This window comes from Methylopila henanensis (assembly GCF_042681025.1).
Taxonomy (GTDB): domain Bacteria; phylum Pseudomonadota; class Alphaproteobacteria; order Rhizobiales; family Methylopilaceae; genus Methylopila; species Methylopila henanensis.
On record NZ_JBHUER010000002.1, the window covers coordinates 25,501 to 45,956 of the forward strand.

The 20,456-nt window shown below is 69.7% G+C and carries 18 protein-coding genes; 9 read left to right on the forward strand and 9 right to left on the reverse strand.

Annotated elements, in window-relative coordinates; all coding sequences use genetic code 11:
- Positions 1 to 278: 278 nt before the first annotated feature.
- The 6 genes from ACFSCV_RS02795 to ACFSCV_RS02820 form a co-directional block, all read right to left on the reverse strand.
- The gene (locus ACFSCV_RS02795; protein WP_378796804.1) at positions 279 to 653 is read right to left on the reverse strand and encodes a formate dehydrogenase subunit delta; all 375 of its coding nucleotides are present in this window, start codon (positions 651 to 653) and stop codon (positions 279 to 281) included.
- A gap of 13 nt (positions 654 to 666) precedes the next feature.
- Complete coding sequence (fdhD, locus tag ACFSCV_RS02800; protein ID WP_378796806.1) at positions 667 to 1,512, reverse strand: formate dehydrogenase accessory sulfurtransferase FdhD; 846 nt, start codon at positions 1,510 to 1,512, stop codon at positions 667 to 669.
- A 241-nt stretch (positions 1,513 to 1,753) separates the two neighbouring features.
- A complete protein-coding gene (gene fdhF / locus ACFSCV_RS02805; RefSeq protein WP_378796808.1) occupies positions 1,754 to 4,594 on the reverse strand; it encodes a formate dehydrogenase subunit alpha in 2,841 nt (946 codons plus the stop codon).
- Between the two features lie 10 nt (positions 4,595 to 4,604).
- Complete coding sequence (locus ACFSCV_RS02810) at positions 4,605 to 6,161, reverse strand: formate dehydrogenase beta subunit (RefSeq protein WP_378796810.1); 1,557 nt, start codon at positions 6,159 to 6,161, stop codon at positions 4,605 to 4,607.
- The gene (locus ACFSCV_RS02815; protein ID WP_378796812.1) at positions 6,158 to 6,661 is read right to left on the reverse strand and encodes a formate dehydrogenase subunit gamma; all 504 of its coding nucleotides are present in this window, start codon (positions 6,659 to 6,661) and stop codon (positions 6,158 to 6,160) included. Before ACFSCV_RS02815 ends, ACFSCV_RS02810 begins: the two co-directional genes overlap by 4 nt.
- 140 nt (positions 6,662 to 6,801) lie before the next feature.
- Positions 6,802 to 7,707: a LysR family transcriptional regulator gene (locus ACFSCV_RS02820; protein ID WP_378796814.1), complete on the reverse strand. Its 906-nt coding sequence runs from the start codon at positions 7,705 to 7,707 to the stop codon at positions 6,802 to 6,804.
- A gap of 206 nt (positions 7,708 to 7,913) precedes the next feature.
- Between ACFSCV_RS02820 and ACFSCV_RS02825 the strand changes: the two genes are divergently transcribed.
- A complete protein-coding gene (locus tag ACFSCV_RS02825; RefSeq protein ID WP_378796816.1) occupies positions 7,914 to 9,965 on the forward strand; it encodes a carbon starvation CstA family protein in 2,052 nt (683 codons plus the stop codon).
- A gap of 4 nt (positions 9,966 to 9,969) precedes the next feature.
- A complete protein-coding gene (locus ACFSCV_RS02830; protein WP_378796818.1) occupies positions 9,970 to 10,203 on the forward strand; it encodes a YbdD/YjiX family protein in 234 nt (77 codons plus the stop codon).
- An 82-nt stretch (positions 10,204 to 10,285) separates the two neighbouring features.
- Here ACFSCV_RS02830 and ampC read toward each other — a convergent pair whose 3' ends face one another.
- From ampC to ACFSCV_RS02845, 3 genes are read right to left on the reverse strand one after another with little or no spacing between them, the layout of a single operon-like run.
- Entirely contained in the window at positions 10,286 to 11,446 is a 1,161-nt protein-coding gene (ampC, locus tag ACFSCV_RS02835; protein WP_378797460.1) for a class C beta-lactamase, read from the reverse strand.
- A 38-nt stretch (positions 11,447 to 11,484) separates the two neighbouring features.
- A complete protein-coding gene (locus tag ACFSCV_RS02840; RefSeq protein ID WP_378796820.1) occupies positions 11,485 to 12,033 on the reverse strand; it encodes a formaldehyde-activating enzyme in 549 nt (182 codons plus the stop codon).
- A 31-nt stretch (positions 12,034 to 12,064) separates the two neighbouring features.
- Positions 12,065 to 13,357: an AmpG family muropeptide MFS transporter gene (locus tag ACFSCV_RS02845; protein ID WP_378796821.1), complete on the reverse strand. Its 1,293-nt coding sequence runs from the start codon at positions 13,355 to 13,357 to the stop codon at positions 12,065 to 12,067.
- 335 nt (positions 13,358 to 13,692) lie between these two features.
- Here ACFSCV_RS02845 and ACFSCV_RS02850 point away from each other — a divergent pair, with 335 nt between their 5' ends.
- From ACFSCV_RS02850 to ACFSCV_RS02880, 7 genes are read left to right on the forward strand one after another with little or no spacing between them, the layout of a single operon-like run.
- Complete coding sequence (locus ACFSCV_RS02850; protein ID WP_378796823.1) at positions 13,693 to 14,631, forward strand: aliphatic sulfonate ABC transporter substrate-binding protein; 939 nt, start codon at positions 13,693 to 13,695, stop codon at positions 14,629 to 14,631.
- Between the two features lie 11 nt (positions 14,632 to 14,642).
- Complete coding sequence (gene ssuC, locus ACFSCV_RS02855; protein WP_378796825.1) at positions 14,643 to 15,410, forward strand: aliphatic sulfonate ABC transporter permease SsuC; 768 nt, start codon at positions 14,643 to 14,645, stop codon at positions 15,408 to 15,410.
- A 12-nt stretch (positions 15,411 to 15,422) separates the two neighbouring features.
- Positions 15,423 to 16,295: an ATP-binding cassette domain-containing protein gene (locus ACFSCV_RS02860; RefSeq protein ID WP_378796827.1), complete on the forward strand. Its 873-nt coding sequence runs from the start codon at positions 15,423 to 15,425 to the stop codon at positions 16,293 to 16,295.
- Positions 16,292 to 16,843: an FMN reductase gene (gene msuE / locus ACFSCV_RS02865; RefSeq protein WP_378796829.1), complete on the forward strand. Its 552-nt coding sequence runs from the start codon at positions 16,292 to 16,294 to the stop codon at positions 16,841 to 16,843. Before ACFSCV_RS02860 ends, msuE begins: the two co-directional genes overlap by 4 nt.
- A 41-nt stretch (positions 16,844 to 16,884) precedes the next feature.
- On the forward strand, positions 16,885 to 17,853 hold the full coding sequence (locus ACFSCV_RS02870) for a sulfonate ABC transporter substrate-binding protein (protein ID WP_378796831.1): 969 nt from the start codon (positions 16,885 to 16,887) through the stop codon (positions 17,851 to 17,853).
- Entirely contained in the window at positions 17,850 to 19,022 is a 1,173-nt protein-coding gene (gene ssuD, locus ACFSCV_RS02875; RefSeq protein ID WP_378796833.1) for an FMNH2-dependent alkanesulfonate monooxygenase, read from the forward strand. The genes ACFSCV_RS02870 and ssuD overlap by 4 nt, the downstream gene beginning before the upstream one ends.
- Positions 19,023 to 19,033: 11 nt before the next feature.
- The gene (locus ACFSCV_RS02880; protein WP_378796835.1) at positions 19,034 to 20,443 is read left to right on the forward strand and encodes an FAD/NAD(P)-binding protein; all 1,410 of its coding nucleotides are present in this window, start codon (positions 19,034 to 19,036) and stop codon (positions 20,441 to 20,443) included.
- The last annotated feature ends 13 nt before the right edge of the window (positions 20,444 to 20,456 follow it).

Sequence of the window (20,456 nt, forward strand, 5' to 3'; positions counted from 1 at the left end):
GACGGCTTCGTCGAACGCGCGGGTTTCGCCCTCGACCATCTCGTCGGCGATCTTGGCGAAGGCCAGGACCATGCCGGACGCGAGCAGAATGGCGATCAGGGTGTTGAATTCGGGCAGTCGCCACGCCGGCGTCCAGCGGGCGATCGAGAACAGCGGCTTGTCGTTCAGAACCACGGCGGCGTCATCCTGCGGGAACCGCGACGCCAGATAGCGCGCCGCCCCCGGCCGGACCAGAACGCCTTCGCCGCCGTTCTCGGGATTGTCAGACGGCGGCGGCTTCAGCCGCGGCCGTTCTCGGTCACCTCGAGCGGGGCCTCACCGGTGCGCGGCTGGCCGGTCTCAACCACCTCGGCCTCGCCGCGGGTCGCCATCTTGCCGTCATGCGCGGCCTTCAGAACCTTGAGCGCCTCCAGCGGCTCCGGCTCCAGCCCGGCGCCGCCGGCGCCCACATGCTCGAAGATCTCCTTCTTCATGCGCGGGTCCCAGAAGTGCTGGATGTGGTCCACGATGCCGGGAATCCTCAGCCGCTCGGGCTGGCTCTTGAAGAACCAGCCGATCTGGTTCGCCATGTAGATCAGGCGGTCGAGCGTGGTCTTATGCTCGCGGCCTTCGATCTCGGGGACGCCCGGACGGGCTTCGTGGGCGTGCGCCATGGAGTGCGTATCCTCAAACCTTGCGGAGGGCGGCGTTCTTCGACGCCTTGTCCGCGACGATGCGATGCGGGTGGGTGAAGACTTCGAAGCCGTCGCCGCGGGCGATGGCCGCGAGCGTGACGCCGGCCTCCTCGGCCATCCTCACGCCGAGCGCGGTCGGGGCGGAGACGGCGACCACGAGGCCGGCGCCGATCACGGCCGATTTCTGGATCATCTCGACCGACACGCGGCTCGACAGCACGATGAAACCGGTCGCTACGTCGCGGTCCGTGCGCGCGAGATGGCCCGCGAGCTTGTCGAGCGCGTTGTGGCGGCCGACGTCCTCGCGCACCGCGACGAGGCCTTCGGCCGGGCTCCAGAACGCCGCGCCGTGCGCGGCGCGGGTGGCGAAGTTCAGGGTCTGCGCGCGCGACAGCGCCTCCAGCGCCTCATGGACCTCGGCCGCCGTGAAGACCGTATCGGACGCGACCACCCGGGCGGGCTTCACCGCCTGCGCGAGGCTGTCCACGCCGCAGAGCCCGCAGCCCGTGGGGCCAGCGAGCGCGCGGCGGCGGGCGCCGAGGTCGCGCGCCGGGTTCTTCGCGAGCCACATCCGCGCCTCGAGGCCGATCCCCTGATCGACCACCTCGAGGCTTTCGATCTCGGAGACCGAGCCGACGATGCCTTCCGTCAGGCTGAAGCCGACCGCGAAATCCTCGGCGTCGGCGGGCGAGGCCATCATCACCGCCTGCGTGCCGCCGTCATAAACCAGCGCCACCGGCGTCTCGGCCGGCACGGCGCGGTCCGCGGTTTCGACGAAGGCCCCCTCGCGCCAGACGGCGCGCGGGAGACGGAGAACGGAGGGCGGAAGGTCGGTCATCGACGGGATATGGGAGCACCACTTCAGGCGTTAAAGCGCTCAATCATCCGCGCCCTTGTCCCGGCCCTGAGCCGGGACCCAGAAACGCGGACGTCATCGACTTCGACCCGCAACGGCTCTGGGTCCCGGCTCAAGGCCGGGACAAGACGCCCAGCGGTTTGGCCCGTCCGTCGAACGATCCCGGATCGACGGTTTGCGCCGTCGTCCGGGATGACGAGACTCCGTCGCGTCTCGGCGGCGGTTACTCCGCCGCCTGCGGCAGGATGCGGCGGCTGAGCTCGGAGTGCTCCTCGTAGCCTTCCTGCCAGGCGCTCGGGCCGTTGGACGGGGCGACCTGCACCGCCGTCACCTTGTACTCCGGACAGTTGGTCGCCCAGTCCGAGAAGTCCGTGGTGATGACGTTCGCCTGCGTCGTCGGGTGGTGGAACGTGGTGTAGACCACGCCCGGCGCCACGCGGTCGGTGATGAGCGCGCGGAGCGAGGTCTCGCCGGCGCGGCTGCGCAGCGTCACCCAGTCGCCGTCGCGCACGCCGCGGTCCTCGGCGTCCACCGGATGGATCTCGAGGCGATCCTCCTCGTGCCAGCGCGAGTTCTCGGTGCGGCGGGTCTGCGCGCCGACATTGTACTGGCTGAGGATGCGGCCGGTGGTGAGCAGCAGCGGGAAGCGCGGGCCCACCTTCTCGTCGGTGCCGACATACTCCGTGATGACGAAGTTGCCCTTGCCGCGCACGAAGCCGCCGATGTGCATGATCGGCGTGCCGTCCGGCGCGTCGTCGTTGCACGGCCACTGGATCGAGCCCTTCCGGTCGAGAGCGTCGAACGAGACGCCCGCGAAGCTCGGGGTGGAGCCGGCGATCTCGTCCATGATCTCGGACGGATGGCTGTAGTCCATGTCGTAGCCCATCGCCTTGGCGATCAGCAGCGTGACCTCCCAGTCGGCGTAGACCGCCTTCGGCGCCATCACCTTGCGCACGCGCTGGATGCGGCGCTCGGCGTTGGTGAAGGTGCCGTCCTTCTCGAGGAAGGACGAGCCCGGCAGGAAGATGTGGGCGTAGTTGGCGGTCTCGTTCAGGAACAGGTCCTGCACCACCACGCACTCCATCGCCGCGAGGCCGGAGGTGACGTGGTAGGTGTCCGGGTCGGACTGGGCGATGTCCTCGCCCTGCACGTAGAGGCCCTTGAAGGTGCCGTCGACGGCCGCGTCCAGCATGTTCGGGATGCGCAGGCCCGGCTCCGGATCGAGCGGGACGCCCCAGAGCTGCTCGAACATCTCGCGGACATTGTCCTCGGAGACGTGGCGGTAGCCCGGGTACTCGTGCGGGAACGAGCCCATGTCGCACGAGCCCTGCACGTTGTTCTGGCCGCGCAGCGGATTCACGCCGACGCCCGGACGGCCGATGTTGCCGGTCGCCATGGCGAGGTTCGCGATCGCCATGACGGTCGTCGAGCCCTGGGAATGCTCGGTGACGCCGAGGCCGTAATAGATCGCCGCGTCGCCGCCGGTGGCGTAGAGCCGCGCAGCGCCGCGCACGAGGTTCGCCGGCACGCCGGTGATGGACTCGGTGGCTTCGGGCGAGTGCCGCTCCTCGGCGACGAAGGCGGCCCACTCCTGGAAGGTCTCAAGGTCGCCGTGCTGGCGCACGAAGGTCTCGTCGACCAGCCCTTCGGTGACGACCACATGGGCGAGCGCCGTCGCGATGGCGACGTTGGTGCCCGGCTTCAGCGGCAGGTGGTAGTCGGCCCGGATGTGCGGGCTCTTCACCAGATCGATGCGGCGCGGATCGATGACGATCAGCTTGGCGCCCTCGCGCAGCCGCTTCTTCATGCGGCTGCCGAACACCGGATGTCCGTCGGTCGGGTTGCAGCCCATCACGAGGATGACGTCGCTGTCGTCGACCGAGTCGAAATCCTGCGTGCCGGCGGAGGTGCCGAACGCCGTCTTCAGGCCGTAGCCGGTCGGCGAGTGGCAGACGCGGGCGCAGGTGTCGACGTTGTTGTTGCCGAAGCCGGCGCGCACAAGCTTCTGGACGAGGTAGGTCTCCTCGTTGGTGCAGCGCGAGGAGGTGATGCCGCCGATCGAGGACCGGCCGTACTTACCCTGGATGCGCTTGAACTCGGACGCCGTGTACTCGATCGCCTCCTCCCAGCTCACCTCCCTCCACGGATCGGTGATCTTGGCGCGGATCATCGGCTTGAGGATGCGCTCCCTGTGCGTGGCGTAGCCGTAGGCGAAGCGGCCCTTGACGCAGGAATGGCCGTGGTTCGCCTTGCCGTCCTTCCACGGCACCATGCGGACGAGCTCGTCGCCGCGCATCTCGGCCTTGAAGGTGCAGCCGACGCCGCAATAGGCGCAGGTGGTGACCTTGGAATGCTCGGGCGTGCCGATCTCGATGACCGACTTCTCCTGCAGCGTCGCGGTCGGGCAGGCCTGCACGCAGGCGCCGCAGGACACGCATTCCGACTGCAGGAACGGCTCGTTCATGCCCGGAGACACGCGGCTGTCGAAGCCGCGGCCGGAGATCGTCAGCGCGAAGGTGCCCTGCACCTCCTCGCAGGCGCGGACGCAGCGCGAGCAGACGATGCACTTCGACGGGTCGTAGGTGAAGTACGGGTTCGACTCGTCCTTCTTGGAGACGAGGTGGTTCTCGCCCTCATAGCCGTAGCGAACCTCGCGCAGACCCACGACGCCGGCCTGCTCCTGCAGTTCGCAGTCGCCGTTGGCCGAACAGGTCAGGCAGTCGAGCGGGTGATCGGAGATGTAGAGCTCCATCACGCCCTTGCGCAGCTGCTTCAGCCGCGGCGTCTGGGTCTTGACCACGATGCCGTCGGCGACGGGCGTGGTGCAGGAGGCCGGGGTGCCGTTGCGGCCCTCGATCTCGATCAGGCAGAGGCGGCAGGAGCCGAAGGCCTCGACGCTGTCGGTGGCGCAGAGCTTGGGGATCTGGTTCCCCATCTCCATCGCGGCGCGCATGATCGAGGTGCCTTCGGGCACGGAGATCCGTTCGCCGTCGATGGTGAGGGTCACCATCTTCTCGGACTTGGAAAGCGGCGTGCCGTAGTCGGTCTCATGGACGAGGGACATCAGTTCCTCCTCACTCGGCAGCCAGCGGCATGGGACCGCGGCCAAAATCTTCGGGGAAATGGGTGAGCGCGCTCATGACGGGGTAAGGCGTGAAGCCCCCGAGAGCGCAAAGCGAGCCAAGCTTCATCGTGTGGGACAGGTCTTCGAGGATCGCGAGGTTCTTCTCGCGCTCGACGCCGGCGATGATCCTGTCCATGACCTCGACGCCGCGGGTGGAGCCGATGCGGCAGGGCGTGCACTTGCCGCAGCTCTCGACCGAGCAGAACTCCATCGCGAAACGCGCCTGCTTCGCCATGTCGACGGTGTCGTCGAAGATGACGATGCCGCCGTGGCCGATCAGGCCGTCGCGCTTGGCGAAGGCCTCGTAGTCGAACGGCGTGTCGAACAGCGCGCGCGGGAAGTAGGCCCCGAGCGGCCCGCCCACCTGCACCGCGCGCACGTCGCGGCCGGTGAAGGTGCCGCCGGCGACGTCCTCGACGAGTTCGCCCAACGTCACGCCGAACGCGATCTCGTAGAGCCCGCCATACTTCACGTTGCCGGCGAGCTGGATCGGCATGGTGCCGCGGGAGCGGCCGAAGCCGACGTCGGCGTAGGCCTTCGCGCCTTCGGCCATGATGAACGGCACCGCCGCGAGCGACAGGACGTTGTTGATCACCGTCGGCTTGCCGAACAGGCCCTTGTGGGCCGGCAGCGGCGGCTTGGCGCGGACGAGGCCGCGGCGGCCCTCGAGGCTCTCGAGCAGCGAGGTCTCCTCGCCGCAGACATAGGCGCCGGCGCCGACGCGCACCTGCATGTCGAAGGCGTAGTTCGAGCCCGCGACGCGGGAGCCGAGATAGCCGGCCTTGCGAGCGGCCACGATCGCCTTGTTCATGGCGGCGATCGCGTGCGGATATTCCGAGCGGCAGTAGACGTAGCCCATGTCGGCGCCGACGGCGACGCCGGCGATCGTCAGGCCCTCGATGAGCTGGAAGGGATCGCCCTCCATGATCATGCGGTCGGCGAAGGTGCCGCTGTCGCCCTCGTCGGCGTTGCAGACGACGTACTTCTTGCCCGGCGCGCAGGCGGCGACGGTGCGCCACTTGATGCCTGTGGGGAAGCCTGCGCCGCCGCGGCCGCGCAGGCCTGAATTGAACACCTCCTCGACCGTGTCAGCCGGGCCGATCGCAATCGCGCGCTCAAGCCCCTTGTAGCCGCCATGGGCGAGGTAGTCGTCGAGCGAGACCGGATCGGTCACGCCGACGCGTTTGAAGGTGAAGCGCTCCTGCTTGGCGAAGAACGGGATCTTCTCCACGTCGCCGAGGCGCAGGTCATGCCCCGCGCCGTCGAGCAGGCCGCCGTCCAGCAGCGCCTCGACGTCCTTGGGCTTCACGGGGCCGTAGCCGACGCGGCCGGAGGGGGTGACCACCTCCACCAGCGGCTCGAGCCACACCATGCCGCGGGAGCCGTTACGGACCACCCGGCCTTCGACGCCGCGGCGGGCGAGGCCGTCCACGAACGCCTTGGCCACGCGGTCGGCGCCGACGGCGACCGCCGCCGCGTCGCCCGGAACGTAGATGACGACGCTCACGACCGCACCTCCGCCGCGATCTCGTCGATCGCTTCGTCGTCGATCAGGCCGACGAGACGGCCGTTGACCATCGCCGAGGGCCCGCAGGCGCAGAGGCCGAGGCAATAGATCGGCTCCAGCGTGACCTGCCCGTCGGGCCGGGTCTCGCCATAGGCGCAGTCGAGCGCCTTCGCGATCTTGTCGGTGGTGACGCGGGCGCCGGCGGCCTGACAGGCCTCGGCGACGCACACCTTGACGATGTGCTTGCCGGCCGGCTCGTGCCGGAAGTCGTGGTAGAAGGTGAAGGTGCCGTGAACCTCAGCCCGCGAGAGGTTCATGGCCTCCGCGATCAACGGGACCGCGTCCTGCGGCACGTAGCCGAACGTCTCCTGCATCGCATGCAGGATGGGCATGGTCGCTCCTTCAAGCGGAAGATGCTCCGCTATGATTTCGCGCCCGCGCTCCGCGCTCCAGGCCTCGTGCCGTCCGCGCGACGACGGCGCAACGGTGATGCCGCTCATGGTCCGCGCTCCTCCAGATATAATTCTTGTTATTCCAAACTGTGGGCTCGCCTCCCCCTGCGATCAATAGCGTTGTTCCGTTACGCGATAGAACATGTCTATCAAAAAGGGTATCTAAGGGCCTCTGCAGAGGCGTATCGTCACGCCTGTCCGACGCCCGAAACCTTCACCGCGAGAGCCTTCGCCGTTGCCACCAGCGCGGTCGTCGCGGGGGTGGTGGGATCGCGGTGCGGCACCACCAGACCGACCGTGTGCACCACCTCCGGCTCCACGATCGGGATCGAGCGGATTTTCGGCGGCAGGCTCACCGAGTCGCCGAAGCTCTGCGGCAGCACGCTCGACCAGGCGCCGGTGCGCACATGGCTCAGCAGCACTTCGGTCGAGTTCGATTCCAGGGTCGGTGACGGCGAGCCGCCCGCCTCCCGCAGCAGCGTCTCCACGATGCGGCGGTTCTGCATGTTCGGCGTCAGCAGGCAGAGCGGCAGCCGGCTGACCTCCCGCCACGTGACCTTGTCGCGATCGCCGAACGTGTCGTCGGCGGAGGTGACGAGCCGGTAGCCCTCGCGCCAGATCGGCACCACCGAGACCCGGCCGAGCGGCTCGTTGTCGAGATAGGTGACGCCGGCGTCGACCTCGAGGTTGTCGAGCGCCGAGCCGATCTCGAGCGAGGTGCTGCTGAGGATGGTGAAGCGCACGTCCGGATGCTGGGCGCGGTAGGGCGTCGTGAGCTGGGAGACCATCGGCAGCGCGGTCGGAATGACCGCGATCCGCAGATGCCCGACCACGCCGCGCTTCAGCGCGTCGATGTCCTGCCGCATGGCGCGGGCGTCGCCGACGATCCGGCGCGCCCATTCGAGCGCGCGCATGCCCTCGGGCGTAAAGCCATGAAACCGCGCGCCGCGTTCGACCAGCCGGACGCCGAGCGCGTCCTCGAGCTGCTTCACGCCGGCCGAAAGCGTCGGCTGGGTCACGCCGCACGCTTCAGCCGCGCGCCCGAAATGACGCTCCTGCGCCAGCGCCAGTAGGAAATCGAGCTTGTCGAGCATGGGTTCGGCGGCGGCCCTGTCTTCGTCGCCCGCCGCCTGCGCCGGGAGCCGGCTCGGCGCGCACGCGGAGGAATGAATGTGGGAACAGCTTACACGGAACGGCTAAAGGTCGTTTACGTGCGCTGCAATATGGGCTTATGGAATATCGTAACGGGCAAGAACAGTTGAAAACCGCCCGGTCAACGGCCCGGGAGGGGCGCTGTTCCATGACTGCCGCACGTTCACACCTGCCCTGGATCGCTCTCGGGCTGATCGGCGCCTTCGCGCTCGCAACCGTCGCCCTGCACCGCGGCGAATCGATCGGCGCTCTCTGGATCGTCGTCGCGGCGGTCTGCACCTATCTCGTGGCCTACCGCTATTACAGCCTGTTCATCGCGAACAAGGTCCTGCGGCTCGACCCCGCCTACGCCACGCCCGCGGTGCGGCTGAACGACGGGCTCGACTACGTGCCGACCAACAAGCACGTGCTGTTCGGCCACCACTTCGCCGCCATCGCCGGCGCGGGCCCGCTCGTCGGCCCCGTTCTCGCCGCGCAGATGGGCTACCTGCCGGGAACGCTCTGGATCATCGTCGGCGTGGTGTTCGCCGGCGCGGTGCAGGACTTCATCATCCTGTTCCTGTCGACCCGCCGCGACGGCCGCTCGCTCGGCGACATCATCCGCCAGGAGATGGGCCAGACCGCGGGCATGATCGCCCAGATCGGCATCCTGCTGATCATGATCATCCTCCTCGCCGTGCTCGCGCTCGTCGTGGTGAAGGCGCTGGTCGGCAGCCCCTGGGGCATGTTCACCGTCGCCGCCACCATCCCGATCGCGCTGTTCATGGGCCTCTACAGCCGCTACCTGCGGCCGGGCCGCGTCGGCGAGATCTCGGTGATCGGCGTCGTCCTGCTGATGGCGTCCATCGTCTACGGACAGCACGTGGCCGAGAGCCCGACGCTCGCTCCGCTGTTCACACTGAAGGGCGAGACGATCGCGCTGCTCATCATCGGCTACGGCTTCGTCGCCTCGGTGATCCCGGTCTGGTTGCTGCTCGCGCCGCGCGACTACCTCTCGACCTTCCTGAAGATTGGCGCGGTGGTCGGCCTCGCGGTCGGCATCCTCGTGGTGATGCCGGACGTGAAGATGCCCGCCGTCACCAAGTTCATCGACGGCACCGGCCCGGTCTTCGCCGGCTCGCTGTTCCCCTTCCTGTTCATCACCATCGCCTGCGGCGCGGTCTCCGGCTTCCACTCGCTGATCGCCTCAGGCACCACGCCGAAGCTGATCGAGAACGAGACCCAGGCCCGCTTCATCGGCTACGGCGCGATGCTCACCGAGAGCTTCGTGGCGATCATGGCGCTGATCGCGGCCTCGGTGCTCGATCCCGGCATCTACTTCGCCATGAACAGCCCGGCCGCGCTGATCGGCACGACGCCGGAATCCGCCGCCGCCGCCGTCTCGAGCTGGGGCTTCCTCATCACCCCGCAGGACCTGACGCTGCTCGCGCAACAGGTCGGCGAGCACACCATCCTGTCCCGCGCGGGCGGCGCGCCGACGCTCGCCGTCGGCATGTCGCACATCCTCTCGCAGCTCATCGGCGGCGAGGCGCTGATGGCGTTCTGGTACCACTTCGCCATCCTGTTCGAGGCGCTGTTCATCCTGACCACCGTCGACGCCGGCACGCGCGTCTGCCGGTTCATGATCCAGGACCTGATCGGCAACGCCGTCCCCTCCTTCCGCGACACCAAGTCGTGGACGGCGAACGTGGTCGCGACGGCGCTTGCGGTCACGGCGTGGGGCTACTTCCTGTATCAGGGCGTCGTCGATCCGCTCGGCGGCATCAACACGCTGTGGCCGCTGTTCGGCATCTCGAACCAGATGCTGGCGGCGATCGCGCTGATGCTCTGCACCGTGGTGCTGTTCAAGCTGAAGCGCGAGCGCTACGCGTGGGTCACGATCGTCCCCACGGTCTGGCTGCTGATCTGCACGCTGACGGCGGGCTGGCAGAAGCTGTTCCACCCGTCCCCGTCCATCGGCTTCCTCGCCCACGCCCGCAAGTTCAGCGACGCGGCCGCGCGCGGCGAAGTGCTCGCGCCGGCGAAGTCCGTCGAGCAGATGGGCCGCATCGTGTTCAACGACTACGTCAACGCCGGGCTCACGATCGCCTTCATGGCGGTCGTGCTCGCGATGGTGTTCTTCGGGGTCAAGTGGATCTTCGCGGCGCTGAAGGCCGACGGCGTCACCGCGAACGACGCCCACGCGCAGCCCGCGGAGTAAGCCGATGCGACAGGCGCTCGCCAGCGTCCGGATGAAGCTCGACCCGCTCGTCTGCGCGTGCCGGATGGCGCGCCAGACGGCGCATCTGATGGTCGGGCTGCAGGACTACGACGCCTACGCCGCCCACGTCCGGGCCACGCATCCGGACGTGGAGCCCATGGACCGCGCAACGTTCTACCGGCAGGCGACTGACCGTCGCTATGGCGGCGGCCCGGGAAGCGCGTTCCGCTGCTGCTGAGCCGCAGCGGCTGAATGAAAAGATGGGCCGGCGCGATCCTCCATGGGTCGCGCCGGCCCATCCGTTTTAGGGCCTGATCCGCCTAACGGGCGACGGCGCCAAGCTCGCGCAGGATCCGGTGCGCCGCGGCGATGCGGGCCGGTATCGGATAGTTCCGGTTCGCGAGCAGCACGATCCCTACGCCGCGCGAGGGCGCGAAGGCGGCGTAGGCGCCGAAGCCGTTGGTCGATCCGGTCTTGCCCAGCAGCGCGCCGGGCTGCGGCGGCTGCGGCGGATCGAGCCTCTCGGCGGGTTGCGGCTCGAAGATCATCGCGCTCGCGTTCGCCGCCTGAAGGCGATCGAGCGTCATGGGCGCCTCGACCTTCTCCCAGCCGAGCCCCTGAATCATCCCGCCGACCCGGAGGCGGCCGCGATGGGTTTCGGCGATCGCCCGGCGCAGAGCGTCGTCGAGACCGGTCCCATCCATGTTCGCCGCGACGAAGCGGAGGAGGTCGGCTGCGGTCGTCTTGATCCCGTAGGTCTCGGAATCGAGCATGCCCGGCGCGACCCGCACCGCCCCGCCATCCCGGGCGTATCCGAGGGCGTAGTCCTTCATGCGCGACGCGGGCACGTCGAGATAGGTGCTCGTGAGCCCGAGGGGCCGAAAGATCACCTCCGGCATCAGCTCGTCGAACGGGCGTCCGAGGCTTCGGGCCGCGATGTGGCCGAACAGCCCGATGCTCGGGTTGGAATAGAGGCGCCGGGAGCCCGCCGGAAACCGTGGCCGCCAGCCGCGGTAGAAGGCGAGCATCTCGTCGGAGGTGTCGACCGCGTCCGGAAACTGCAGCGGCAGGCCGCCCGCAGCGTAGGTCGCGAGGTCGAGGAGGCTGACGCCGTCGAAGCTTGTTCCGGCGAGCGCCGGCAGGCGCCGGCTGACCATGTCCGACAGCGCAAAAGCCCCGCGCTCCTGCGCGTAGGCCCCGAGAGTCGCGGTGAAGGTCTTGCTGACCGATCCGATCTCGAACAGCGTGTCCGGCGTGACCTTCCGGCCGCTGGCCTTTTCCGCCACGCCGTAGGTGAACACGCGCCGCTCGCCGCCCACGACGATCCCGACCGCCATGCCGGGCACGTCGTGCTCCGCCATGAGCGGACGCACCACGTCGTCCACGATTCGGGCGAGCCGGTCCTCGCCGGCGACCGCGATGGCGCAGCCGAGGAGAAACGTCGCCCCGGCGACGGCGAGCCTCGTCGCGCCGCGCGCGATGGGAGACGGGATCGCCCGCCTCCCCTCCGCGAACGCGCTCACACCTTACCGTCGAGGCCCATCTGGTAGTATTTGTGGGTGATCCGCTCCTGGTTCTCGAGCAGCCAGTCGATGGTGGGCTCGTTCGACATGGCCTTGCGGATCGCCTGCGTCATACCCTTGCGGTGGATGTCGAACAGCGCCTTGTGATCGAGGTTCTCGACGTCGACGATCGAGGGCGCGAGCCAGACCGAGCAGATGATGCCGAGGTCGTTGGCCTTCTCCTTCGGGATCAGCCCCTCGCGCACCGCGTCGAGCACGCCGTTCGCGATCGCGAACTGCACCGTGCCCATCAGGATGTTGGTGTAGCGGGGATTGTCGACGGTGACCTTGGAGACGCACAGCGTCACCGGGCGCACCATGATGTCGGTGTTGAGCAGGGCGAACACGCGGGTGTGGCCGGCGACCTGATCGCCGGTGAGGGTCGCGAGCGCGGTCCCGACCGGTCCGTCGAGCTCGCCGATGACGACTTCGGGCTCGGCGGCGGTGCCGGGAGGGCCGCCTGCGACGAGCGCCTCGCCGGCGCGCAGGACGATGCGGTTGGACATGGACGTCTCCTTCTGAATTTCCGGTATCGGCTCAGGCCGCGGTCTCGGCCGCGGCCGTCTTCGGCCCCCTGCTCTCGCGCGGAAGCCACAGGCAGAGCAAGAGCGCAGGCAGGCCGGTGAGGAAGGTGATGACGAAGTACGGCCCATAGCCGACCGCCGCGACGCCGAAGCCGGAGCCGCCGGCGAGCAGGTGGCCGGGCAGCGCGTAGATCGAGCTCAGCACGGCGTAACGGGTCGCCGAGAACTCCGAGGCCGCGAGCTTCGACATGAAGGCGATCAGCGCCGTGCCCGCGACCGCGGAGGCGACGTTGTCGAAGCTGATGGTCGCGGTCAGCATGGCGATGCTGTGCCCTGTCGCCGCCAGCGCGGTGTAGAACAGGTTCGTCGCGGACGAGGCGACGATGCCGATGATCAGCACGGTCCGGACGCTGAAGCTCTTCAGCAGGAAGCCGCCGAGGAACGCGCCGGCGATGCCGAGGATGACGCCGAAGATCTTCGTGACGTTGGCGATCTCGATGTTGGTGAACTGCAGGTCCTTGTAGAGCGGCGACGACATCACGTTGGCGAGTTGGTCCGGCACCCGGTAGAGGCCGATCAGCGCGAGCGTCGTCAGCGGGGTCGTGGCGACAAGCGCCATAAGGTCCCTGATCGGGGCCGCGAGCGCGGCCGCGCCCCGGCCCGTGGCGATCCGCTCGGCGTCGCGCGCGGTCGCCGGCACGATCGTCAGCGTCAGCAGCGCGACCAGCGCCATGATGGCGGACATCACGCCATAGGCCCCGATCCAGCCGAGACCGTCGGCCAGGTAGAGCGCCCCGGCGCCGGCGGTCAGCATCGCGAGCCGGTAGCCGAGTTGGTAGGCCGCGACCAGAAGGCCCTGCTCGTCGGGCCCCGCCGCCTCCACGCGCCAGCCGTCGACGGCCGCGTCCTGCGCGGCGGACGCGCCGGCGGTCACGAAGCAGGCGACGGCCGCAAGCGCGAGGTTCGTCGCGGGATCGCCGAACGCCATGGCCGCGAGCCCCGTGGCGACGCAGATCTGCGCCGCGAGTATCCACGCCCGGCGCCGGCCAAGCGCCCGCCCCAGCGGCCCGAGGCTGTAGGCGTCCATCACCGGCGCGATCAGGAACTTCAGGCTGTAGGCGATTGACGCCCAGGACAGCAGGCCGATGACCTGCACGCTGACATGCGACTCCCGCAGCCAGAACGCGAAGGTGCTGCCGACCAGCAGCAGGGGCAGGCCCGAGGCGTAGCCCAGCATGCCCGAAGCGAAGCGTTTCAGTCCGAAGCGCCCGGAGCCGGGCGAAGCTGAGGAGGGCTGGTCGGACACGGGAGGCCTCCCTGGCGAAGCGGCGACGGCGGCGGAACAGGCGCGCATCCGATTCGAACGGACGAGCCCCGTGCGTCGCCCTTCCTAACCCATTCGCCGCGCGGCCGTCGCCAGCCTGCGCGCCGCAGTTCCGCGAAGTTTAATGTTGACATGTTCTATGGAATGTATGGGTATGTTCTGGCATGCCGCGACGGGAGACCCGCCGACGGCGACCGAGTTTCCGCCGGAAGGCCTCTGCGATGCCCTGTCGACCGATCTGTTGACGTTCGTCCTTCGCCGCATCGCCCGCTAGCGCCCGCCCCGAGCCGCACCCAAACCTACGAGACGCATCCGCCATGATCACCCGCCGCACGGCGCTGACCGGGCTTGGCCTCGCCTCAGCCTCCCTCGTCGTCCGCCCCGCCCGAGCCGAACCGAGGCGCCTGCGCATCGGGCTGCAGAAGAACGGCGTGTTCCTCATCGCCAAGACGCGGCGCGCTCTCGAGGAGCGCTTCGCCGCGGATGGCGTGGCGGTCGAGTGGCTGGAGTTCACCTTCGGCCCCCCGCTGATGGAGGCGCTCAACGTGGGCGCGATCGACATCGGCACCACCGGCGACGCGCCGCCGATCTTCGCCCAGGCCGCGCGCGGCCGCTTCGTCTACGCCGCGACCTACCCAGCCTCCGGCGCAGCGATCCTGGTGCCGAAGGACTCTGAGCTGAAGACCGTCGTGGACCTGAAGGGCAAGCGCATCGCCATTCCCAAGGGATCCAGCGCGCACAACGTGGCCGCCATCCTGATCGAGCAATCCGGCCTCGCCTTCGACGACGTCACCGCCGCCTATCTCCCGCCCGCGGACGGGCAAGCCGCCTTCGCGCGCGGCGCGGTCGACGCCTGGGCGGTGTGGGACCCGTTCTACGCCATCGCTGAGGACCAGTTCGGCGCCCGCGTGCTGTCATCCAGCGTCGACGCCGGACCGCAGCGCAGCTTCACGCTGGCGAACCGCGGCTTCGCGACCGAGCATCCGGAACTGCTGAAGGCCGCGATCGACGAAATCGCCCGCGTCGGCGAATGGGCGGACGCGCATCCCGCCGACGTCGCGACGCTGTTCGCCGAAGCCACCAAGACCCCCCTTTCCGCCCAACGCCGCGCGGTCGAGCGCACCGGCTTCAAGGTCGCCCCCGTCACCACGGAGATCGCCGCCGGGCAGCAGGCCAACGCCGACCGCTTCCACCGGCTTGGTCTGATCCCGAACCCCGTCGTCGTAGCCGACGCGGTGTGGACCTCCGGCGCCTGAGGACTCCAGCGATGCGCTTCGACGCCAAGAACCTTCTCGCCTTCGTCATCCCCGTCGGGCTGATCCTCGTCTGGCAGGGCCTTTCGTCCCTCGGACAGCTCGCGCCGGAGGTGCTGCCGGCGCCGACCGCCGTGGTGGCCGCCGGCTGGCGGCTCGCGCTCTCGGGCGAACTCTGGACCAACATCGGCGTCAGCGCCTGGCGCGCCGGCGTCGGCTTCCTGATCGGCGGCGGCATCGGCTTCGCGCTCGGCCTCGCGAACGGCCTGTCGAAGCTGTCCGAGCGCCTCACCGACCCCACCATCCAGATGGTTCGCACCATCCCGCACCTCGCGATGATCCCGCTCGTCATCCTGTGGTTCGGCATCGACGAGACAGCGAAGGTCTTCCTGGTCGCGCTCGGCGTATCGTTCCCGATCTACCTCAACACGCTGCACGGCGTGCGCACCGTCGACGCCCAGCTCGTGGAGATGGGCCGCACCTACGGCATGACGAACCGCGAGCTGTTCTTCCGGGTCGTGCTGCCGGGGGCCCTGCCCTCGATCTTCGTCGGCCTGCGCTACGCGCTCGGCATCATGTGGCTGACGCTGATCGTCGCCGAGACGATCTCTGCCTCCTCGGGCCTCGGCTACATGGCCATGAACGCCCGTGAGTTCATGCTGGTCGACGTCGTGGTGCTGTCGATCCTGATCTACGCCCTGCTCGGCAAGCTCGCCGACTCCATCGCCCGCTGGCTGGAGCGCGCGACGCTCTCCTGGCACCCGGCCTATCTCGCTCACTGAAGGACGCCGTCGATGACCGCACGCTCGCTTACGGCCCGCGGCCTCGCGGCCTTCTCGCCGGTCGCCCAACGCCAGTCCGGCGGAGCCACGCGCCTTGGCGCCGGCGGCAAGGGCGCCACCGTCACCCTGCGCGGCCTTTCGAAGTCTTTCGGCGCGAAACCGGTGCTCAGGAACGTCGACCTGCACATTCCGGCCGGCCAGTTCGTCGCCGTGGTCGGCAAGAGCGGCTGCGGCAAGAGCACCCTGCTGCGCACGATCCTCGGCCTCGAAACCCCGACCGCCGGCGACGTGCGCGTGGCGGACGCGGCTCCCAACGTGCAGGCGGCGCGCATCATGTTCCAGGAGCCGCGGCTGCTGCCCTGGGCGCGCGTGATCGACAACGTCGTGGTCGGCGTGCGGGACAAGTCCGACAAGGCCGCCGCCCGCGCCGCCGCCCAGAGCGCCCTCGACGAGGTCGGCCTCGGCGACCGGGGCGGGGACTGGCCGTCCGCGCTCTCCGGCGGTCAGAAGCAGCGCGTGGCGCTGGCCCGCGCGCTCGTCAGCCATCCGCGCCTGCTCGCGCTCGACGAGCCGCTTGGCGCCCTCGACGCGCTGACCCGGATCGAGATGCAGGGCCTCGTCGAGCGCATCTGGCAGGAGCAGGGCTTCACCGCCGTGCTCGTGACCCATGACGTCTCCGAAGCGCTCGCCCTCGCCGACCGCGTCGTGCTTGTCGAGGACGGCGCCATCGCGCTCGACCTCGCCGTCGACCTTCCCCGCCCCCGCCGCCGCGGCTCGCCCGAGCTCGCGCGGCTCGAGGGAATCATCCTCGACCAGTTGTTCAAGACCGGCGACCGCGTCGCCGCGGAGGCGTCCGGAGACGCTCTCCAGGAGGCCTACGCATGACGACCCGCAAGTCCATCGTCGCGATCACCGGCAGCCTGTCGCAGCCATCCCGCACACGCCGGCTGGTCGAAGACGTCGCCGCGCGCGTCCAGTCGCGCTCCGGCGGAGCCGTGACGCTGATCGACGTCGCGGAGATCGGCCCCGATCTCGGCCAGGCGTTCAGCCGCGGCGCGGCCTCGCCCGCGCTCGAAGAGACGCTGCGCGCGATCGAAAGCGCCGACCTGATCATCGCCGGTTCGCCCATCTACAAAGGCTCCTACACCGGTTTCTTCAAGCACCTCATCGACCTGGTGGACTACCGCGCGCTCGCCGGCGTGCCCGTCGCCCTGCTCGCGACCGGCGGCAGCGATCGTCACGCGCTCGCGGTGGAGCACCAGCTCCGTCCGCTGTTTGGCTCGTTCGACGCTCTGACCCTGCCGACCGCCGTGTTCGTGATCGACCGGGACGTCGTCGACGGCCGCGTCACCGACGAACGGGTCGCGCGCCGGCTCGACACCCTCGTCTCGGAAGCCGCCAGCGCGCTCGCCCGGCCGGCGATCGCCGCCTGATCCCCGAAACCTCCTCGCACTCCTGATCCGGAACCCCTCAGATGTCCTCCTTCGGTCTTCGCGCAGGCAGAACCCTCGCCGCAGCCCTCCTCCTCGCCTCGCTCGGCGCGGCGACCGCCGCGGACGCGGCCGAGCGCACGCTGCGCATCGGCTTCCAGAAGTACGGCACCCTCATCCTGCTGAAGGGCAAGGGCTCGCTGGAAGAGAAGCTCAAGCCGCTCGGCGTCACCGTGAAGTGGTCCGAGTTCCAGTTCGGCCCGCCGCTGCTGGAGGCCGTCAACGCCGGCGCGATCGACTTTGGCACCACCGGCGAGGCGCCGCCGATCTTCGCCCAGGCCGCCAGCGCGAAGCTCACCTACGTCGCCTATGACCCGCCGTCGCCGAAGGCCGAGGCGATCCTCGTGCCGAAGGGCAGCGCGCTTCAGTCGCTCGCCGACCTGAAGGGCAAGAACATCGCCGTCGCCAAGGGATCGAACAGCCACTACCTGCTGGTCAAGGCGCTCGAGAAGGCGGGCGTCTCCTACGGCGACGTCAAGCTCTCCTTCCTCACCCCCGCCGACGCCCGCTCGGCGTTCGAGAGCGGCAAGGTCGACGCCTGGTCGGTGTGGGATCCCTTCTTCGCCGCGGCCGAAGTCGCCGGCGCGCGGGTGCTGACCACCGGCGAGGGCATCGTCGAGAACCACCAGTTCTTCCTGAGCTCGCGCGACTACGTGAAGGACAACGAGGACGTGCTCGCCATTGTGCTGTCCGAACTGCGCAAGGTCGAGGACTGGGTCGCCAAGGACCCGAAGGCCGCCGCCGAGGAGCTCTCGCCGCTGGTCGGCATTCCGGCGCCGCTGCTGACCACGGCGATCTCCCGCCTCGGCCTCGGCGTCGGCCCGCTTAAGCCGGAGGTGGTCGCCGCCCAGCAGCGCATCGCGGACGCCTTCCTCGAACTGAAGCTTCTTCCGAAGCCGATCGTGGTCCAGGATGCGGTCGTGACCATCAAAACCGCGGAGGCGGCGCAATGACCGGACAGGCCGCAGAAACCGCCAACGTCCTCTGGTTCCTGCCGACCCATGGCGACGGCCGCTATCTCGGCACGTCCAAGGGCGGGCGCCATGTGGACCTCGGCTACCTGCGCCAGGTGGCGCAGGCGGCCGACCAGCTCGGTTACTACGGCGTCCTGCTGCCGACCGGCCGCTCCTGCGAGGATTCGTGGGTCGTCGCCTCGGCGCTCGCGCCGCTGACGGAGAAGCTGCGCTTCCTCGTCGCCGTGCGGCCGGGACTGCAGTCGCCGACGCTCGCGGCCCGCATGACGGCGACGCTCGACCGCATCTCGGGCGGGCGCCTGCTGATCAACGTCGTAACCGGCGGCGATCCGGCGGAGAACGCCGGCGACGGCATCTTCCTGAACCACGACGAACGCTACGCCGTGACGCGCGAGTTCCTCGACGTCTACAAGCGCCTGCTCGCGGGCGAGACCGTGCGCTACGAGGGCGAGCACATCCGGATCGAGGACGGCCGGCTGCTGTTCCCGTCGCAGCAGGAGAACGGGCCGCCGCTCTACTTCGGCGGCTCGTCGCCCGCGGCGACCGACGTCGCGGCCAACACGATCCACAAGTACCTCACCTGGGGCGAGCCGCCAGCGGCCGTGGCCGAGAAGGTCGCCGTCGTTCGCGCCGCGGCCGAGAAGGCCGGGCGCGAGGTCAGCTTCGGCATCCGGCTGCACGTCATCGTGCGCGAGACCAACGAGGAGGCCTGGGCCGCGGCGGACAAGCTGATCAGCCACCTCGACGACGACACCATCGCGGCCGCGCAGAAGGTCTACGCGCGGATGGATTCGGTCGGCCAGCAGCGCATGGCGGCGCTCCACGGCGGACGGCGCGACAAGCTCGAGGTCAGCCCCAACCTGTGGGCGGGCGTCGGCCTCGTCCGCGGCGGCGCGGGCACGGCGCTCGTGGGCGATCCCGAAACCGTCGCGGCGCGGATGAAGGAATACATGGCGATCGGCATCGACACCTTCATCCTGTCGGGCTACCCGCATCTCGAAGAAGCCTACCGCTTCGCCGAGCTGACCTTCCCACACCTGCCGCTCGCGACGCGGACCGAGCAGGTGGAGACCACGGTCAACATGGGCCCGTTCGGCGAGACCATCGCCAACGACTCGCGCCCGGCGCTGCGGGTCTCGCAGTCCTGAGGAGCGGCGCCTTGCGCGAGCATGACGACAGAGCGGTGATCGCGATCATAGGCGGCGGCTCCAGCGGAGCCGTCGTCGCGCATCAGATCGCGCGGCGGCGGCCCGGCGAGTTCCGGATCGTCGTGATCGAGCCGCGCGACCACCTCGGCGGCGGGCTCGCCTACTCCACCGAGGAGCCGGCCCACCGCATCAACGTGCCGGCGACGCGCATGAGCTTCGTGCCGTCGGACCCCTGCCATTTCGACCGCTGGCTGAAGGCGGACGTCGCGCTCCACGAGGACCCGGACGCGCTCACCGCCGACGGACGCGCCTTTCCGCGGCGCTCCGTGTTCGGCCGCTACGCCGCGGCGACGCTGGAGCCCTATCTGCTCTCGGGCGCGATCGAGCACCGCGTCGCCCGCGCGACCGGCGCGACTAAGACGGCCCGCGGCTACGCCGTGACCCTGTCCGACGGCGCGACGCTCGACGCCGACGTGCTGGTGCTGGCGGCGACCCATCCGGCGCCGGTCGCCCCGGCCGCCTTCGCGTCGCTCATCGACGATCCGAGGATCGTCGTGGACGCCCAGCGCGGCGGCGCGTTCGACGCCATTCCGGCCGATGCGCGCATCCTGATCGTCGGGACCGGCCTGACCATGGCCGACGCGGTAGCGTCGCTCGAACGCCGCGGCCATCGCGGCCCGATCGTCGCGGTGTCGCGACGCGGGCTGCTGTCGCGCGGCCATGGCGGCGAGGCCGGCGATTTCGGCGATTTCTCCACCGAGCCCGAAACCCGCGCCAGCCGGCTGCTGCTGCGCATCCGGCGCGTGGTCGACGCGGCCGAAGCCCAGGGGCTGACCTGGCGCAACGCGCTCGACGCCGTCCGCACGCAGGCGCCCGTGATCTGGGGGGCGCTCCCGGTCGCCGAACGCCGCCGCGTCGTGCGGCGGCTGCGCCCGTTCTGGGATGTGCACCGCTTCCGGGTCGCTCCGCAGATCGAGGCGGCGATCGCGCGCCTCCGGGCCGCGGGACAGCTCACAGTGCTGAAGGGCGAACCGAAGCGGGTCGAAGCGGACGACGCCGGGCTCGCGACGACGCTCCGGCTTGCGGGCGGCGGCGAACGCGGTTTCGTGTTCGACCGCGTGATCCTCGCCACCGGCCCCGCCCACAGCCAGCTCACCGTGAGCGATCCCTTGTTCGCGGCGCTTGCGCGCGAGGGGCTGGTGCGGCTCGACGACGTGGGCCTCGGCCTCGCGGTCGACGCGTCCAGCCGCGCGATCGGCGCGGACGGGCTGGGCGCCGAGGCGTTCTGGGTCGCGGGTCCGCTGGCGCGCGGAGCCTTCGGCGAGCTCATGGGGCAGCCGGAGGTGACGAAGCACGCCGAACGGGTGGCGGGCGACGTGGTCCTCGCCCTGCTCGCGCGCGGGGAGCGCCGCGCCGCCTGAGCGGCGCCGCAGC

What these genes read in the sequence shown, in the direction of transcription:
- ACFSCV_RS02815 (WP_378796812.1), bottom strand. Translation starts at nt 6,661, where the DNA reads ATGAGCGGCATCACCGTTGCGCCGTCGTCGCGCGGACGGCACGAGGCC.
- ACFSCV_RS02820 (WP_378796814.1), bottom strand. Translation starts at nt 7,707, where the DNA reads ATGCTCGACAAGCTCGATTTCCTACTGGCGCTGGCGCAGGAGCGTCAT.
- ACFSCV_RS02840 (WP_378796820.1), bottom strand. Translation starts at nt 12,033, where the DNA reads ATGTCCAACCGCATCGTCCTGCGCGCCGGCGAGGCGCTCGTCGCAGGC.
- ssuC (WP_378796825.1), top strand. Translation starts at nt 14,643, where the DNA reads ATGCGCTTCGACGCCAAGAACCTTCTCGCCTTCGTCATCCCCGTCGGG.
- msuE (WP_378796829.1), top strand. Translation starts at nt 16,292, where the DNA reads ATGACGACCCGCAAGTCCATCGTCGCGATCACCGGCAGCCTGTCGCAG.
- ACFSCV_RS02860 (WP_378796827.1), top strand. Translation starts at nt 15,423, where the DNA reads ATGACCGCACGCTCGCTTACGGCCCGCGGCCTCGCGGCCTTCTCGCCG.
- ACFSCV_RS02795 (WP_378796804.1), bottom strand. Translation starts at nt 653, where the DNA reads ATGGCGCACGCCCACGAAGCCCGTCCGGGCGTCCCCGAGATCGAAGGC.
- ssuD (WP_378796833.1), top strand. Translation starts at nt 17,850, where the DNA reads ATGACCGGACAGGCCGCAGAAACCGCCAACGTCCTCTGGTTCCTGCCG.
- fdhF (WP_378796808.1), bottom strand. Translation starts at nt 4,594, where the DNA reads ATGTCCCTCGTCCATGAGACCGACTACGGCACGCCGCTTTCCAAGTCC.
- ACFSCV_RS02830 (WP_378796818.1), top strand. Translation starts at nt 9,970, where the DNA reads ATGCGACAGGCGCTCGCCAGCGTCCGGATGAAGCTCGACCCGCTCGTC.
- ACFSCV_RS02870 (WP_378796831.1), top strand. Translation starts at nt 16,885, where the DNA reads ATGTCCTCCTTCGGTCTTCGCGCAGGCAGAACCCTCGCCGCAGCCCTC.
- ACFSCV_RS02825 (WP_378796816.1), top strand. Translation starts at nt 7,914, where the DNA reads ATGACTGCCGCACGTTCACACCTGCCCTGGATCGCTCTCGGGCTGATC.
- ACFSCV_RS02850 (WP_378796823.1), top strand. Translation starts at nt 13,693, where the DNA reads ATGATCACCCGCCGCACGGCGCTGACCGGGCTTGGCCTCGCCTCAGCC.
- fdhD (WP_378796806.1), bottom strand. Translation starts at nt 1,512, where the DNA reads ATGACCGACCTTCCGCCCTCCGTTCTCCGTCTCCCGCGCGCCGTCTGG.